Below are 16,041 nucleotides of genomic sequence, written 5' to 3' on the forward strand. Positions count from 1 at the left end.
GCACACGTTCGACGGTGGTTGCTCATGGGTGGAACGTTGATTATTCGGCACTCTCAGTCATCTCGGGCTGCAAGTACTGTCCTTCGGGGCGTGGAAAGCTGATCATGAGTGGCGAGGGTGTCGGGCACGCTGTTGGGTGTCTGAGGGTACGGACCTTGTGTCTGGATCTTCAGTGCCGGCCCCAGTGCACTCGGACTACTGGTTCGGGGTGATGGGTGGTTGGTCGTTGTTTGAGAACTGCACAGTGGACGCGAGCATCTGTGGCCAAGTTTTTAAGGGCGCACGGTGGATGCCTTGGTACCAGGAACCGATGAAGGACGTGGGAGGCCACGATAGTCCCCGGGGAGCCGTCAACCAGGCTTTGATCCGGGGGTTTCCGAATGGGGAAACCCGGCAGTCGTCATGGGCTGTCACCCACATCTGAACACATAGGGTGTGTGGAGGGAACGCGGGGAAGTGAAACATCTCAGTACCCGCAGGAAGAGAAAACAACCGTGATTCCGGGAGTAGTGGCGAGCGAAACCGGATGAGGCCAAACCGTATACGTGTGAGACCCGGCAGGGGTTGCGTGTACGGGGTTGTGGGATCTCTCTTTCACAGTCTGCCGGCTGTGAGACGAGTCAGAAACCGTTGGTGTAGGCGAAGGACATGCGAAAGGTCCGGCGTAGAGGGTAAGACCCCCGTAGTCGAAACATCAACGGCTCGTTTGAGAGACACCCAAGTAGCACGGGGCCCGAGAAATCCCGTGTGAATCTGGCGGGACCACCCGCTAAGCCTAAATATTCCCTGGTGACCGATAGCGGATAGTACCGTGAGGGAATGGTGAAAAGTACCGCGGGAGCGGAGTGAAATAGTACCTGAAACCGTGTGCCTACAAGCCGTGGGAGCGTCGCGCAAGGAACTTGTTCCTTGCGTCGTGACTGCGTGCCTTTTGAAGAATGAGCCTGCGAGTTTGCGGTGTGTTGCGAGGTTAACCCGTGTGGGGAAGCCGTAGCGAAAGCGAGTCCGAATAGGGCGGTTTAGTAGCGCGCTCAAGACCCGAAGCGGAGTGATCTAGCCATGGGCAGGTTGAAGCGGCTGTAAGAGGTCGTGGAGGACCGAACCCACCAGGGTTGAAAACCTGGGGGATGACCTGTGGTTAGGGGTGAAAGGCCAATCAAACTCCGTGATAGCTGGTTCTCCCCGAAATGCATTTAGGTGCAGCGTCGTGTGTTTCTTGCCGGAGGTAGAGCACTGGATAGGCGATGGGCCCTACCGGGTTACTGACCTTAGCCAAACTCCGAATGCCGGTAAGTGAGAGCACGGCAGTGAGACTGTGGGGGATAAGCTCCATGGTCGAGAGGGAAACAGCCCAGAGCATCGACTAAGGCCCCTAAGCGTACGCTAAGTGGGAAAGGATGTGGAGTCGCAGAGACAACCAGGAGGTTGGCTTAGAAGCAGCCACCCTTGAAAGAGTGCGTAATAGCTCACTGGTCTAGTGATTCCGCGCCGACAATGTAGCGGGGCTCAAGCGTACCGCCGAAGTCGTGTCATTTCAGCAATAGGGCCAACGCCCGCTGGGATGGGTAGGGGAGCGTCGTGTGCCGGGTGAAGCCGCAGCGGAAGCTAGTGGTGGACGGTTCACGAGTGAGAATGCAGGCATGAGTAGCGATACACACGTGAGAAACGTGTGCGCCGATTGACTAAGGGTTCCTGGGTCAAGCTGATCTGCCCAGGGTAAGTCGGGACCTAAGGCGAGGCCGACAGGCGTAGTCGATGGATAACCGGTTGATATTCCGGTACCCGCTGTGAAGCGTCAAACATTGAACCAGGCGATGCTAAGTCCGTGAAGCCGCCCTGGAGCCTTCGGGCAAAGGGGAGTGGTGGAGCCGACGGACCAGACCTGTAGTAGGTGAGTGATGGGGTGACGCAGGAAGGTAGTCCAGCCCGGGCGGTGGTTGTCCCGGGGTAAGGGTGTAGGCCGTGTGATAGGTAAATCCGTCGCACATTAAGGCTGAGACCTGATGCCGAGCCGATTGTGGTGAAGTGGATGATCCTATGCTGTCGAGAAAAGCCTCTAGCGAGTTTCATGGCGGCCCGTACCCTAAACCGACTCAGGTGGTCAGGTAGAGAATACCGAGGCGTTCGGGTGAACTATGGTTAAGGAACTCGGCAAAATGCCCCCGTAACTTCGGGAGAAGGGGGCCATCACCGGTGATGAGATTTACTCTCTGAGCTGGGGGTGGCCGCAGAGACCAGCGAGAAGCGACTGTTTACTAAAAACACAGGTCCGTGCGAAGCCGTAAGGCGATGTATACGGACTGACGCCTGCCCGGTGCTGGAACGTTAAGGGGACCGGTTAGTGCACTTTCGGGTGTGCGAAGCTGAGAACTTAAGCGCCAGTAAACGGCGGTGGTAACTATAACCATCCTAAGGTAGCGAAATTCCTTGTCGGGTAAGTTCCGACCTGCACGAATGGCGTAACGACTTCTCGACTGTCTCAACCATAGGCCCGGTGAAATTGCACTACGAGTAAAGATGCTCGTTTCGCGCAGCAGGACGGAAAGACCCCGGGACCTTTACTACAGTTTGATATTGGTGTTCGGTTCGGCTTGTGTAGGATAGCTGGGAGACTTTGAAGCGGGCACGCCAGTGTCTGTGGAGTCGTCGTTGAAATACCAGTCTGGTCGTGCTGGATGTCTAACCTGGGTCCGTGATCCGGATCAGGGACAGTGTCTGATGGGTAGTTTAACTGGGGCGGTTGCCTCCTAAAGAGTAACGGAGGCGCCCAAAGGTTCCCTCAGCCTGGTTGGCAATCAGGTGTTGAGTGTAAGTGCACAAGGGAGCTTGACTGTGAGACCGACGGGTCGAGCAGGGACGAAAGTCGGGACTAGTGATCCGGCGGTGGCTTGTGGAAGCGCCGTCGCTCAACGGATAAAAGGTACCCCGGGGATAACAGGCTGATCTTCCCCAAGAGTCCATATCGACGGGATGGTTTGGCACCTCGATGTCGGCTCGTCGCATCCTGGGGCTGGAGTCGGTCCCAAGGGTTGGGCTGTTCGCCCATTAAAGCGGTACGCGAGCTGGGTTTAGAACGTCGTGAGACAGTTCGGTCCCTATCCGCTGTGCGCGTAGGAATATTGAGAAGGGCTGTCCCTAGTACGAGAGGACCGGGACGGACGAACCTCTGGTGTGCCAGTTGTCCTGCCAAGGGCATGGCTGGTTGGCTACGTTCGGGAGGGATAACCGCTGAAAGCATCTAAGCGGGAAGCCTGCTTCGAGATGAGTATTCCCACCAACTAGATTGGTTAAGGCTCCCAGTAGACGACTGGGTTGATAGGCCGGATGTGGAAGCCTCGTAAGGGGTGAAGCTGACTGGTACTAATAGGCCGAGGGCTTGTCCTCAGTTGCTCGCGTCCACTGTGTTGGTTCTGAAACCACGAACAACCGTTGTAGCCATGGTCACGGCTCCGGTTTGTCTGTTTCATAGTGTTTCGGTGGTCATAGCGTGAGGGAAACGCCCGGTTACATTCCGAACCCGGAAGCTAAGCCTCACAGCGCCGATGGTACTGCAGGGGGGACCCTGTGGGAGAGTAGGACACCGCCGAACAAATATTGAAGAAAGCCCCCGCACTTCGGTGCGGGGGCTTTCTTGCGTTTAGGGGTACTTTTCCCGGTCCCTTTCAGGACGGCTCCACCAGTCTTGTGTCGTACGCCAGGATCACCGCTTGGATGCGGTCACGGGAGCCCGTTTTCGCGAGGATTCGGCTCACGTGGGTTTTTACCGTTGATTCGGCGAGATGCAGGCGGGTGGATATCTCTGTGTTCGTCCAGCCCTGGCCGACGACCGTCAGGATTTCGCGTTCGCGGTCCGTGAGGGAAGTCAGACGCGGGTCCTGGGCGGGGGTTGTTTCCGGGCCCGGCGTGGGGAGGTGCTCGGCGTAGGCGTCGAGGAGGCGGCGGGTCAGGCTCGGGGCTACGACCGCGTCGCCCGTGGCCACCGCGCGGATGCCGGCGAGGAGTTCCTCGGGCTGGGCGTCCTTGATGAGGAAGCCGGAGGCGCCCGCACGCAGGCCGGCGTACGCGTACTCGTCCAGGTCGAACGTGGTGAGGATGAGGACGCGGGTGCGGTCTCCGGAGGAGACGATGCGGCGGGTTGCCTCGATGCCGTCGAGGCCGGGCATGCGGATGTCCATCAGGGCGACGTCCGGGTGGAGTTCGGCCGTCATGCGGATCGCCTCGGTGCCGTTGGACGCTTCGCCCACGACCGCCATGTCGTCCTGGCTCTCCAGGAGCATGCGGAAGCCGAAGCGCTGCAGCGGCTGGTCGTCGACGATGAGCACGGTGGTCACTGCGGGGTTTCCTCCGGTAGGTGCAGGTGGACGCGCCAGCCGTGGTCCGGGAGCGGGCCGGACTCAAGTGTGCCGCCGTACAGGGCAGTTCGTTCGCGCATTCCGGTGAGACCGCGGCCCCCGGCGCCGTTGCTCCGGCCTGTGCCTCCGCGGCCGGTGTCGGTCACCGTCGCGGTCACGGCGCCGCCGTCCCCGTACGACACCGAGACCGTCGATGTCGCGTCTGGGCCGCCGTGCTTGAGGGTGTTTGTCAGGGCTTCCTGGATGACTCGGTAGACGGTGAGTTGGCGGCCCGGGGGGAGGGCGGTTGCGTAGCCGTGGATGGTGGTGCGGACCGGGAGGCCGGCGGAACGTACGCCTTCTATGAGGTGGTCGAGGTCGGTGAGGGACGGCTGGGGGGCCATCTCCACTCCCGAGGGTGCAGAGGATTCGAGGGGCTCAAGTCCCAGGGGGGCGGCTCCTGGTGGCTCTGTTTCTGAGGGGTCTGTGCGTAGTACGTCCAGGAGGCGGCGGAGTTCGCCCAGGGCCTGGCGGCTGGTCGTGCCGATGGCGGTGAGGGCCTGGGCGGCGCGTTCGGGGTTCTTGGCGGCTGCGTATGAGCCGCCGTCGGCGAGGCTGGTGATGACCGAGAGGTTGTGGCCGATGATGTCGTGCATCTCGCGGGCTATGCGGGTGCGTTCGGCGGCGGTGGCGAGGCGGGCCTGCTGGTCGCGTTCCACCTCCAGGTGGCGGGCGCGCTCGACGAGGGAGGCGAGGTACTCCTGGCGGGTGCGGTAGGAGACGCCCACGATGGCCACCATGGCGAGGCGGGTCGCCTGCGGCACGATGGACTGGTCGGCGCCCTGCACTTCCGGGTGGCGGAGGGCGTCCACGACGATCGGCCCCAGGGTGAGGGCGTACGACCAGAGCAGGGTGCGCAGGCCGGTGTGCAGCGCGATGTTGAACGTGGCGACGAGCAGGGTCAGGCTCGCCTGGAGGTCCGTGCCGGTCCAGGCGTTGACGACTGCGAGCGGAAGCATCGCCAGGAGGACGGTGACGGGATATGTGCGGCGCCACAGGAGTGGGACCGTGAATCCCAGCGTCAGGATGGTGAGAAGCCAGGTCGGTGCGTCCGGGTTCTCGGTGATGTTCCGCCAGCCTCCCTGCATGTCGTTGACCGCGATGGCCAGGAGAAGACCCGAGACCAGGACGTCCCACACCAGCGGGTGGCGTCGGTCGAAGGCGCGCACCCGGTGGCTGAGGCGGTGTATCTGGCGGGTGGCCGGTTGCTGGCGGGCCCCGTCCGGTGACCAGCCCCGCCAGGACTGGTCGCGCCAGGCCTGGTCCCGGCGGGCGCGGTCACGGCGGCTCTGGTCGCGGGCCCTGCGCAGCCAGTTCCGGTGCCAGTTCCCGTGCCAGTTCCGGGGCCGGTCCCGTGTTTCGGTCACGGTTCCATCCTCGTACGAGAGCCGGTGGTAGGGGAGTTGGTGGTGCGGGAGTCGGTCATACGTCCCGTCGTTTGAGGAGCAGGCCCGCGGTGCCCAGGATCGCGGCCGTCCACAGGGTGAGGGCGAGGAGGGCGGGGCCTGTGGCCGCGTAGTCGGAGGAGTCGTGGAGGGTCATCAGGCCCTCGGCGGCCCTGCCGGGGAAGTACTTGGAGGCGCTGTCCATGACGTCGTACGGGAACATCCTGAGGACCTCGGGGAGGACGGTGACGCCTCCGATGAAGGCGGTGATGCCGCCGGGGACCGAGCGGAGCAGGGCGCCCAGGCCGAGGCCGATGAGGGCCAGGGAGGTCAGGCCCGCCGCGCTGCCGAGGAGGGTGCCGAGGACGCCCGGGTCGGTGAGGGACAGTTCCTTGTCCGTGCCGTCGAGGAAGAGCTGGCCTGCGGAGAAGGTGACCAGGAACGTGGCCAGGGTGGCGGTGAAGACGACCGCGGCGACCACGCCCGCCTTGGACCAGAGGACCGGGAGGCGGCGCGGTACGGCCACCATCGTGGAGCGGATCATCCCCGTGCCGTACTCGCCCGCGATGAACAGGACGGCGACGACGGCCAGGATGATCTGCGAGAACTGCGTGCCGAAGAGCAGGAACTGGACGGGGTCGAAGCGCGCTGTGTCGTCGCCGCCTCCCTCGTACGACGCGCTCATCCCGATGCCGATGGCGAGGGTCACGGCGGTCGCGGCGGTCAGCATGATCCAGGTGGAGCGGACCGTCCACAGCTTGTGCCACTCGGAGCGCAGGATGCGGGCCGGGGTGAGGGCGAGGGTGGTCATGCCGGCTCCAAGTGGGCTGCGTATTCGAGGGAGTCGCGGGTCAGGTCCATGAAGGCCTGCTCCAACGAGGCGGCGTGCGGGGTGAGTTCGAAGAGGGGGATGCCGTGGGCGGCGGCGGTGCGGCCGATGTGTTCGGTGTTCGTACCGCTGATTTCGAGGGTTCCGGGGGTGGAGCTCGACACGTCCACGTCCGGGGCGGCGAGGAGTTGGGTGAGCAGGCCCGCTTCCGGGGTGACCACCTTGATCGTGCCCGCGCCCGATTCGCGTACGAACGTGTCGACCGTCGTGTCGGCCAGCAGGCGGCCCCTGCCGATGATGATCAGGTGCTCGGCGGTCAGGGCCATCTCGCTCATCAGGTGGGAGGAGACGAAGACCGTACGGCCTTCCGTGGCAAGGGACTTGAGGAGGTTGCGGATCCACAGGACGCCCTCGGGGTCGAGGCCGTTGACCGGTTCGTCGAGGATCACGGTGGCCGGGTCGCCGAGCAACGCGGCGGCGATGCCGAGGCGTTGGCCCATGCCGAGGGAGAAACCCTTGACCCGCCGTCCGGCAACGTCGGTCAGGCCGGTGAGGTCCAGGACGTGGTCGACGCGGCTCCGGGGGATGCCGTGGGTGAGGGCGAGGGCGACCAGGTGGTGGTGGGCCGTGCGGCCCGGGTGGACCGAGCGGGCCTCCAGGAGTGCGCCGACCTCGTGGAGGGGTGCGGGGTTGTCGGCGTACGCGTGGTCGCCGACCGTGGCGGTGCCGTGTGTCGGGGCGTCCAGGCCGAGGATCATGCGCATGGTGGTGGACTTGCCGGCGCCGTTGGGGCCGAGGAAGCCGGTGACCGTGCCCGGGCGGACCGTGAAGGTGAGGTCGGAGACGACTGTCTTGTCGCCGTAGCGTTTGGTCAGTTCGGAGGCCGTAATCATGTCTTCGATCGTCGGCCGGGCGAGGGCCGGAGGCGTCGGACGACGGCGGGATATGAGGTGAAGGGTGTAGTACCCCGGTATTACGGTGACCCTCATGAGCCCCGATGTTCGTTCTGATGACCGTTTCGATGCCTCGGCGGGCCATGTGGTGCGTTCGGTACGTGCCGACGAGTGGCCCGCGGCGAAGGAGTTGCGGCTGGCCGCGCTCCGGGATCCGGTGGCGCACCTCGCGTTTCTGGAGACGTACGAGGCTGCCGTGGGCCGGCCCGACAGTTTCTGGCGGGAGCGGGCGGCCGGGGCCGCCGAGGGGGTGCGTGAGCGGCAGCAGGTGGTCGCCGTGGCGCCCGACGGGCGGTGGGTCGGGTCGGTGGTCGTGCTCGTCGAGGAGGCGGGGGCGCCGGGCGCGCTCGGGGATGTGAGCGACGTACGCCAGGGGCATCTCGTGGCCGTGTATGTGCGGCCGGAGGTGCGGGGGCGGGGGCTCACCGAGCGGCTCTTCGCGTACGCCCTGGAGTGGGCGTGGGAGGTCGCCGGGGTGGAGCGGGTGCGGTTGTTCGTGGACGAGCGGAACGGGCGGGCCGAGGCCTTCTACCGGAAGTTCGGGTTCGTGCCCACGGGGGAGAGCGTTCCGGTGCCCGGGGATCCGGGCGCGCGGGAGCTGGAGTTCGTGTTCAAGCGGCCCTAGGGGGCGGTGAGTTGCCCGGACCTGCCCGGTGACCTACACCGGGTGCCTGGTGACCTACACGGGGAGTTCGTGGTGGGGCCAGCGGGAGCGGGCCTGTTCGCGGGAGCGGAGGAGGGCCAGGACGGGGAGGCCTCGGTCCGGGCCCGTGCCTCCGCTCGCGGCCAGCAGGTCCGGGAGCTGGGGGAGCGGGGCCACCGCCGCCACGTCGTCCAGGACGAGGGTGAGTGGTGGGTCGAGGCGACCGGAGGATGACCGTTCGGCCATGCGCCGGCCGCGCTCGACCACGCTTGAGGCGAGGGCCGTCAGCAGGGGCATCGCGCCGGGATTCGCCCTGGGGTCCTCGATGGGTTCACCGACCACATAAAGCGTGCCCCCTTCGTCGACGAAAGAATCCAGGGTGAGGCTGTCGGTTCTGTTCGGGGTGCAGGCTTCGCGGACATTCACCGTGAACAGGGCGGACAGGGCGCGGGCCGTCAACTCCTGGGCGATGTCCCGGCGTTCGGGGTGCGAGGTGAGGGTGGCCTCGAGTTCGCCAGCGGAGCCGGAGGCGGCCTTGGGGTTCGTACGGAGGATGCGTACGGCTTCCTGGACCTGGGTGCCCTGGGCCCAGCGGTGGACGTGGCGGATGGTGCGGCCGTCCACGGCGGCGGCGTGGAGGTAGCTGCGCAGGAGGGTTTCCGCAGTCTCGGCGACCGTCTGGTCGATTTTCGCGGTGGGGCGGACCGGGGCGAGGAGCGCTGCCGCGCGGGCCTTGGCGGTGTCCTTGTTCTCGCAGCCGGTGGAGGGGGACCAGTGGAGGCGGGCCGGGGTGTCGCAGAGGTGGGAGGGGTCGTAGAGGAGGACCGGGCCCAGTTTCGCGCGGGCGTCCTTCGTGTCCGACCAGAGGGTGGGGTTGGAGGTGATGACGAGGGCCGGGCCGTCGGCGTCCCGGATCGCCTGGACGGCGAGGGGGTGGCGGGTCTCTGGGGGGCCGAGGATTACGGGGCCTCGCGGTGTGGGTACACCCACCGACCCCGCGCCTTCGGCGCGGATGCTTTCCCACCCACCCACCCGATTACCGTCGGCCACCGAGGGAACCGACTCCAGCGGCGGCTCCGCCGCATGGACGGGCTCGGCCGCCGTCACCCGCTCCACCGCAGGCCGCGGAGCGACCTCACGAGGCACGGTCTCTGACCGCGTCTCTGACCGCGTCTGAGGCTGCGTCTGTGGCTGGGGCTGCGGCTCTGCCTTTGCCTGCGGCTCGGGAGCGGGCTCGGCCATGCTGGACGCGGCCAGCGCCCTGCGCCTCGCCCTCCCCGCCCGCCACCTCGCCGCCGTCCCCATGACGAACACCGTCAGGACCAGCAGGACCATCAGCTGGCCGATGAAGAGGCCCCAGAAGAGGCCGTATCCGGAGAGTTGGGTGTCCGGGGTTTCCGGCCAGGCTGCTGCGATGTCGTGGGGGGCCGCGACCAGTTGGCGCATGGCCAGGGGCGTACGGCGGAAGGTGACCTCGGAGGGCCAGGAGCCGTGGGTGAAGAGGCCGGCCAGGCCGGTCGCCGTCCACACCATGACGGTCATGCCGAGGACGAAGGCCAGGACACCGACCAGCAGTCCGTCGGGGATGCCGCCTTCGCCGCCGCGGTGGCGGTCGCGTTCGTCCGGTCTCATCTCGGGCCGCTCCTCTACGCCACCGTGGACTCGGACGAGTCGTCGAGATCGCTCAGGTGTTGCTCCATGAACGCCGCCGCGCGTTCCTCGGCCTCCAGTTCGGCGGCCCGCAGGGCGTCGTCCGTCAGGTGGTCGGCCGACGACTGTGTCATGGCGCGGTCGGTGAAGACGAGGGGGCGTTCGGTCTCGGTGATCAGGTGTTTGACCACTTGGACGTTGCCGTTGACGTCCCAGACCGCGATGCCGGGCGTCAGGGTGGGGATGATTTCCACGGCCCACCTGGGCAGGCCCAGCACCCGTCCCGTCGACCTCGCCTCGTCCGCCTTCTGGGCGTAGATCGTCCGTGTGGACGCCATCTTCAGGATCGCGGAGGCCTCCTTCGCCGCCGCACCGTCGACCACGTCGCTCAAGTGGTGGACCACCGCCACGAACGACAGACCGAGGCGGCGTCCGAACTTCAGCAGGCGCTGGAAGAGCTGGGCCACGAACGGACTGTTGATGATGTGCCAGGCCTCCTCGACCAGGAAGATGCGCTTCCTCCGGTCGGGGCGGATCCACGTGTGCTCCAGCCACACGCCGACGATCGCCATGAGGATCGGCATGGCGATGGAGTTGCGGTCGATGTGGGACAGGTCGAAGACGATGAGCGGCGCGTCGAGGTCGATGCCGACGGTCGTCGGGCCGTCGAACATGCCGCGCAGGTCACCGTCGACGAGGCGGTCGATGACGAGGGCGACGTCCAGGCCCCAGGCCCGTACGTCGTCTATGGCGACGTTCATCGCCTCGGCCGACTCCGGTTCGGGGTGGCGCAGTTGTTCGACGATGTCCGTCAGTACGGGCTGGCGCTCGACGATCGTCTCGTTGACGTAGGCGTGCGCGACCTTGAGCGCGAAGCCGGAGCGCTCGTCCAGGCCGTGGCCCATCGCGACCTCGATGATCGTCCGGAGCAGCGCGAGCTGGCCGGTCGTGGTGATCGCGGGGTCGAGCGGGTTGAGCCGGATTCCCATGTCCAGGGCGGCGGTCGGGTCGAGCCGGATGGGGGTTATACCCAGCTCGCGGGCGATGAGGTTCCACTCGCCGTCGCCGTCCTCGCCCTGTGCGTCGAGCACGACGACCTGCCGGTCCTTGAACCTCAACTGCCGCAGGACGTACGTCTTCTCCAGGGCCGACTTGCCGTTGCCGGACTCGCCGAGGACCAGCCAGTGCGGGGCCGGGAGCTGTTGTCCGTACAGCTGGAAGGGGTCGTAGATGTAGCCCTTCCCGGAGTAGACCTCGCGGCCGATGATGACGCCGGAGTCGCCGAGGCCGGGGGCCGCGGTCGGCAGGTAGACGGCCTGGGCCTGGCCGGTGGAGGTGCGCACCGGTGGGCGGGTCGTCTCGACCTTGCCGAAGAGGAAGGACGTGAAGGCCTCGGTGAGGACGGACAGCGGATCCCGCATCGGTACTCAGCCCTACCTTCGGATGCCGGTGGCGAACGGGAGTGTGTTCACGAAGGCGCGGTGGTGCTCTCTGTCGCACCACTCCAGCTTCAGATACGACTTGCCGGCCGAGGCCCTTATGGTCCGCTTGTCGCGGGCGAGGGCTTCGGGGTTGCGGGACGAGACGGTGATGTAGCCGACGATGTTGACGCCGGCCGCGCCGCTCGCGAGGTCCTCGCCGCGCTGGTCCATGCGGTTGTGCGAGGCGACGTCGCGCGGGTCGACGGTGCGGTTCATCTTGGCCTGGCGGCTGGCCTCGGCGTCGTCGTTCGTCTTCTCGGTGAGCATCCGCTCGATGGCGACCTCGGTGGGTTCGAGGTCCATCGTGACGGCGACCGTGCGGATCACGTCGGGGGTGTGGACGAGCAGCGGGGCGAGGAAGTTGACGCCCACCGGGGTCATCGGCCACTCCTTCACCCAGGCCGTGGAGTGGCACCAGGGGGCGCGGGTGGAGGACTCGCGGGTCTTGGCCTGGAGGTAGGTGGGCTCCATGGCGTCCAGCTCGGCCGGCCAGGCGTTGCGCTTGGTCATCGCCTGGATGTGGTCGATGGGGTGGTCCGGGTCGTACATCGAGTGCACGAGGGAGGAGAGGCGGCCCTGTCCGAGGGGCTGGCGCACCCGGATGTCGGCCTCCTGGAGGCGGGAGCAGATGTCGGTGAGCTCGCGGGCCATGACGACGGCGAGTCCGGAGTCGCGGTCGAGCTTCTTGCCGCCCTGCGGGCGCGCGGCGCGGGCCATGGCGTGGCCCTCGGCGGCGAGTTCGCGGGAGTAGTGCATGCAGGCGACGAGGTAGGCGCGGTGCTGTTCGCTGCTCGTCGACACCATGGACTGGAGCTGGTCGTACGACTGCTGGAGCCAGCCGGGGGCCTTCTCGTCGCCGCGGACGACGACGTCCTTGGCGTGGGCGTCCGGGTCGGCGGGGAGCGTACGGGCGAGCATCTGGAGGCGGGTGACGAAGCCGTCGCCGTTCGCGACGTGCTTGAGCAGGGTGCCGAAGCGGTCGACGAGGGTTTCCTGGTCCTCGCTGTCGCGGAGGCCGACGCCGGGGCCCTCGATCTCGATGGCCGCAGTGACGGTTTTCCGGTCGGCGTGCAGGAGGACGGCGATCTCGTCCGGACCGAAGGGCGCGGCGAGCCAGGTGATCCGTCCGATGCCGGGCGGGGGGCCGACCTCGACCTCGCGGCCGTCGATGCGTGTGCCGGACTCCATGACCTTGCTGCGGTAGGCGGTGCCCTGGCGCAGGCTGCGCTTGTAACTGCGGTTGATCTCGAACCACTTGTAGAAGGTCCGCCGCTTGTACGGCACGTACACCGCGGCCAGTGCCAGCATCGGGAAGCCCACGAGGGCCACGATGCGCAGGGAGAGCACGGGGACGATCAGGCCGGACATCATGCCGAGGAACGCGCCCACGATGATCAGCGCGATCTCGCCGGACTCGCGGTTCCGGCCGACGATCGCGTTCGGCCGGGCGCGGCCGATCAGATATGTCCGGCGGGGCGTGACCGCATGGGACACATGGGACTCGGTCGTCAACGCCCTTCACCTCCCGTGCGGTTGTTGCTGCTGTTGCGTGTGTTTCCGGCGTGGGGGGTGTTCACCGGGCTGCTGCGGGGTGGGGGTGCGGCGGAGGGGACAGATCCGCCGCCGCCCCCGCCCGAGCCGCCGCGTGAGCTGTGGGCGGCGACGCCGCCGGAGACGGGGTTGGAGGGGCGGGCTCCGCCGCCTCCGCCTCCGCCGCCGTTGTTGTCGGCCCGGGCGCTGTGGGTCTTGATGCCCTGGGCGACGAGGGTGGCGGGCGAGCTGATGACGGCCGCGGCCTTGCCTTCGGCGCCCTGCATGATGCGGTTGTTGCGGGAGCCGGCGATCTCGTCGCCGAAGCCCGGTACGAAGCGGTAGATCATCGCGCTCGCGAAGATGGCGAGCAGGATGATGGCGAGGCCGGAGACGACGGCGGAGAACGCGTCGGGTCCGTCCTCGGCGGAGAGGGCGCCGGCCAGGCCCAGCACGATCACGATGACCGGTTTGACGAGGATGACGGCGATCATGATGCCCGCCCAGCGGCGGACGTGGCCCCAGAGGTTCTTGTCGACCAGGCCCGCGTAGACGACGGTGCCGAGGAGCGCGCCGACGTAGAGGAGGGCGGCTCGGATCACGAGCTCCAGCCACAGGACGCCCGCGGCGAGGATCGACACGAGTGACACGACGATCAGCATGATCGGGCCGCCGCCGATGTCGGTGCCCTTGTTCAGGGCGCCGGAGAAGTTGCCGAAGAACGTGTCCGTCTGGTTGCCGGTGGTCTTGGCGAGGACCTCGGCGATGCCGTCGGTCGCGGACACGACGGTGTAGAGGATCAGCGGGGTGAAGGCCGACGCCAGCACCGTCAGCCAGAGGAAGCCGATGGCCTCGCCGATGGCCGTGCTGAGGGGGACGCCTCGCACGGCCCGCTTGGCGACCGCGAGCAGCCACAGGAGGAGGGTCAGGATCGTCGACGCGGCGAAGACGACCGCGTACTGCTGCAGGAACGTGGTGTTCGTGAAGTCGACGGTCGCCGTGTTCTGGACGGCGTCACTGAGCTTGTCGATGGTCCAGGAGGCGGCTTTGGCGCAGCCCTTGGCCAGGGAGGCTAGGGGGTCGAGAGCGGTGGCAGGGTCGTCGAGGGAGGGGCCGTTGCGGCTGGAGCCGCCGTCCCGTTCGCAGTAGTCCTTGGCGGGTCCGACGATCAGGTCGCAGTTGTCGTCGGACGGCGAAGGCGTCGGCGTCGGTGCGGCGGCAGCCCGCGTGGCGAGCAGCACGAGCGTGGTCTGTACGGCCGCGACGGCGGCGGTGACCTTTAGTACGCGGCGCGGGCTACCGGGCATACGTGAAGCCTCCGAACTCTTCGACGGCCTTCGAGATCTCGTCGGACGGCGAGACCGTGTTGTCGCCGTTCACCGGCGCCGGTCCATCCTTCTGGGAGAAGCTGTCGACCTTCCAGTCGCCGTCGGCCCACCGCAGTTGGAGCGTCATGGTGAACCAGTCGTTGCTGACCGGATTCTTCGAGTCGTCCCCGGCGGTGCCGAACACACCCGTGCACCAGACCTCGACGGTCGCCTCGTCGGCGGAGTGGTCGGTGACCTTGGTGCCGACCGGCATGGTGCGTGAGACGTAGGTCTGTCCCGCCGCCGCGTTGCCGTTCTCGTCCAGGCCGACGTTGCTCAGGAACTCCTTGGAGTACGCCTTGTCCAGCTTGGCCTGCAGCGCGGCCACCTTGTCGGCGACGAACACCTGCTGGACGATCTCGCCGCGCCGGGCGGGCTTGAGGATGTCGGCCGAAACCAGCACCACCGAGTAGTTGGCGGCAGCCGACTCCGCCCCCTGCTGGTTGTGGGAGAACCCCGACGGGATCCCGCCCGCCTTCGTCTCCACCGGTTGGTCGCCGGTGGCCGCCGTCGGCGCCGATTTCGTCTTGTCGCCGCCCGACTCGTCCGAGCCGGAATCACCGCCACCACGGTTCGCGAAGGCGATGGCGGCAATCAGGAGCACCACGACTCCCACCACCGTGACGAGGCTGCGGGACGACGAACGGCCGCCGCGTCGTGCACCGCCGTAGACGTCACCGGGACTGTCGGGGAGCCGTGTGCGGGTCTGGCCGGTGCCCCCGTATCCGCCGTCGTCGCCGCGCGCTCCGTGCTCGTCGCCGAGACTCATGCCGCGTACGCCCCCTCAACCTCTTGCTGAACCGCGTAATACGACGGTAGCCGCGCTGGCTTCAGCGCGGGCGCGGTGTGGTGACTCGACATCAGGGAAACGCAACCTCAGCCGGTGGGCACGACGGACGGATGGGTAGAGGGAGACCGGGCGTGCCCGGCCGGGTCTGAGGACGCCGAGCCGGCGGCCGCCTAGACGGCCATGCCGTACACGATGGTGAAGACAGTGCCGAGGGAACCGATGATGAAGACTCCGGTGAGACCCGCGACGATGAGGCCCTTGCCTTGTTCGGCACTGAAGGTGTCGCGGAGGGCCGTCGCGCCGATGCGTTGCTTCGCCGCGCCCCAGATCGCGATGCCGAGGCACAGCAGGATGGCGACCGCCATCACGACCTCGATCATTACCCGCGCCTCGTTGCCCAGGCTGCCGAAGGGGCCCCAGTCCGGGGCAATCCCGCCGATGATGGTGTTGATGTCGCCCTTTTCGGCTGCGAAAAGCATGTAAGTCACCGCCCCTTGTGGGTTGTTCTGCACCCCCTGCCACTCTGCGCAGAGGTCAGGGCCATTGTCGCCGACAATGACGCTGTCGCATGTCGACTTGGCGTCATTGATTGGCGGGTTTCGTACGGATCCCTTGTCACCGGCCCTCGCGGGGCCCTGACGGGAGCGGGGGTCGGTATACAGGGAGGCATATCGTCACTCTGTGTATCACGGCAGGTCACGCCGGGCAATGAAGTGGAACCGGAAGTCGAACCGGAACCTGTGGTGTGGTTCCGTCGTTAGCCCCTCTTATCCGGCTCACTCCGGGCGTCGACCCACTCCGCCCGCCCATCGAGCCCGACCCCGTCCCATGTGCGCCGGTCCGTCGTGCCGATGTTCTCCGGGTCGTACGTCTCCTGGTGAGTAGACGCCGCCCGTTTTGCGCTGGGGAGAGGCTATCTCGGCTGGGGGCGTGCGGATGTGGCGGGGTGTCACCCACAGGGCATGGCCATGGGAGCGGCTGCGGCATTGGTAATGGGCATGGCGAAGGGCCGCGGTGGGTGA

General features: G+C 66.8%; 11 protein-coding genes and 2 rRNA genes. 3 read left to right on the plus strand and 10 right to left on the minus strand.

The window, feature by feature from the left end:
- Positions 1–262: 262 nt before the first annotated feature.
- Both ACN20J_RS26740 and rrf read left to right on the plus strand, forming a co-directional pair.
- Positions 263–3,384: ribosomal RNA gene (locus tag ACN20J_RS26740) — 23S ribosomal RNA — on the plus strand.
- A gap of 88 nt (positions 3,385–3,472) precedes the next feature.
- Positions 3,473–3,589: ribosomal RNA gene (gene rrf / locus ACN20J_RS26745) — 5S ribosomal RNA — on the plus strand.
- A 73-nt stretch (positions 3,590–3,662) separates the two neighbouring features.
- Here the strand turns inward: rrf and ACN20J_RS26750 are convergent.
- The 4 genes from ACN20J_RS26750 to ACN20J_RS26765 all read right to left on the minus strand — a co-directional run bounded on the left by ACN20J_RS26750 (position 3,663) and on the right by ACN20J_RS26765 (position 7,498).
- Positions 3,663–4,331 carry a response regulator gene (locus ACN20J_RS26750; RefSeq protein WP_190228844.1) on the minus strand — a complete coding sequence of 223 codons (669 nt, stop codon included), beginning with the start codon at positions 4,329–4,331 and terminating at the stop codon, positions 3,663–3,665.
- A complete protein-coding gene (locus ACN20J_RS26755; protein WP_419668959.1) occupies positions 4,328–5,581 on the minus strand; it encodes a sensor histidine kinase in 1,254 nt (417 codons plus the stop codon). Before ACN20J_RS26755 ends, ACN20J_RS26750 begins: the two co-directional genes overlap by 4 nt.
- Before the next feature lie 232 nt (positions 5,582–5,813).
- Positions 5,814–6,587, minus strand: coding sequence for an ABC transporter permease (locus ACN20J_RS26760; protein ID WP_190228845.1), 774 nt, complete (start codon positions 6,585–6,587; stop codon positions 5,814–5,816).
- A complete protein-coding gene (locus ACN20J_RS26765; protein ID WP_190228846.1) occupies positions 6,584–7,498 on the minus strand; it encodes an ABC transporter ATP-binding protein in 915 nt (304 codons plus the stop codon). The genes ACN20J_RS26760 and ACN20J_RS26765 overlap by 4 nt, the downstream gene beginning before the upstream one ends.
- Before the next feature lie 94 nt (positions 7,499–7,592).
- Between ACN20J_RS26765 and ACN20J_RS26770 the strand changes: the two genes are divergently transcribed.
- Positions 7,593–8,183 (plus strand): GNAT family N-acetyltransferase, encoded by a 591-nt coding sequence (locus ACN20J_RS26770; protein ID WP_190228847.1) that lies wholly within the window; start codon positions 7,593–7,595, stop codon positions 8,181–8,183.
- Between the two features lie 54 nt (positions 8,184–8,237).
- On the opposite strand, the gene ACN20J_RS26775 is transcribed toward ACN20J_RS26770, so the two are convergent.
- The 6 genes from ACN20J_RS26775 to ACN20J_RS26800 form a co-directional block, all read right to left on the minus strand.
- Positions 8,238–9,833, minus strand: coding sequence for a type IV secretory system conjugative DNA transfer family protein (locus tag ACN20J_RS26775; protein ID WP_419666969.1), 1,596 nt, complete (start codon positions 9,831–9,833; stop codon positions 8,238–8,240).
- A 14-nt stretch (positions 9,834–9,847) separates the two neighbouring features.
- Entirely contained in the window at positions 9,848–11,272 is a 1,425-nt protein-coding gene (locus ACN20J_RS26780; RefSeq protein WP_055613372.1) for an ATP-binding protein, read from the minus strand.
- Between the two features lie 12 nt (positions 11,273–11,284).
- Positions 11,285–12,844, minus strand: a complete 1,560-nt coding sequence (locus tag ACN20J_RS26785) for an SCO6880 family protein (RefSeq protein ID WP_189836695.1) — start codon at positions 12,842–12,844, stop codon at positions 11,285–11,287.
- Entirely contained in the window at positions 12,841–14,169 is a 1,329-nt protein-coding gene (locus ACN20J_RS26790) for a hypothetical protein (protein ID WP_055613374.1), read from the minus strand. Before ACN20J_RS26790 ends, ACN20J_RS26785 begins: the two co-directional genes overlap by 4 nt.
- Complete coding sequence (locus ACN20J_RS26795; protein WP_419666970.1) at positions 14,159–14,998, minus strand: hypothetical protein; 840 nt, start codon at positions 14,996–14,998, stop codon at positions 14,159–14,161. The genes ACN20J_RS26790 and ACN20J_RS26795 overlap by 11 nt, the downstream gene beginning before the upstream one ends.
- Before the next feature lie 191 nt (positions 14,999–15,189).
- Entirely contained in the window at positions 15,190–15,498 is a 309-nt protein-coding gene (locus ACN20J_RS26800; protein ID WP_055613376.1) for a hypothetical protein, read from the minus strand.
- Between the last annotated feature and the right edge of the window lie 543 nt (positions 15,499–16,041).

Origin of the sequence: Streptomyces sp. 2-1 (assembly GCF_048564895.1) — a bacterium.
Lineage (GTDB): Bacteria > Actinomycetota > Actinomycetes > Streptomycetales > Streptomycetaceae > Streptomyces > Streptomyces phaeochromogenes.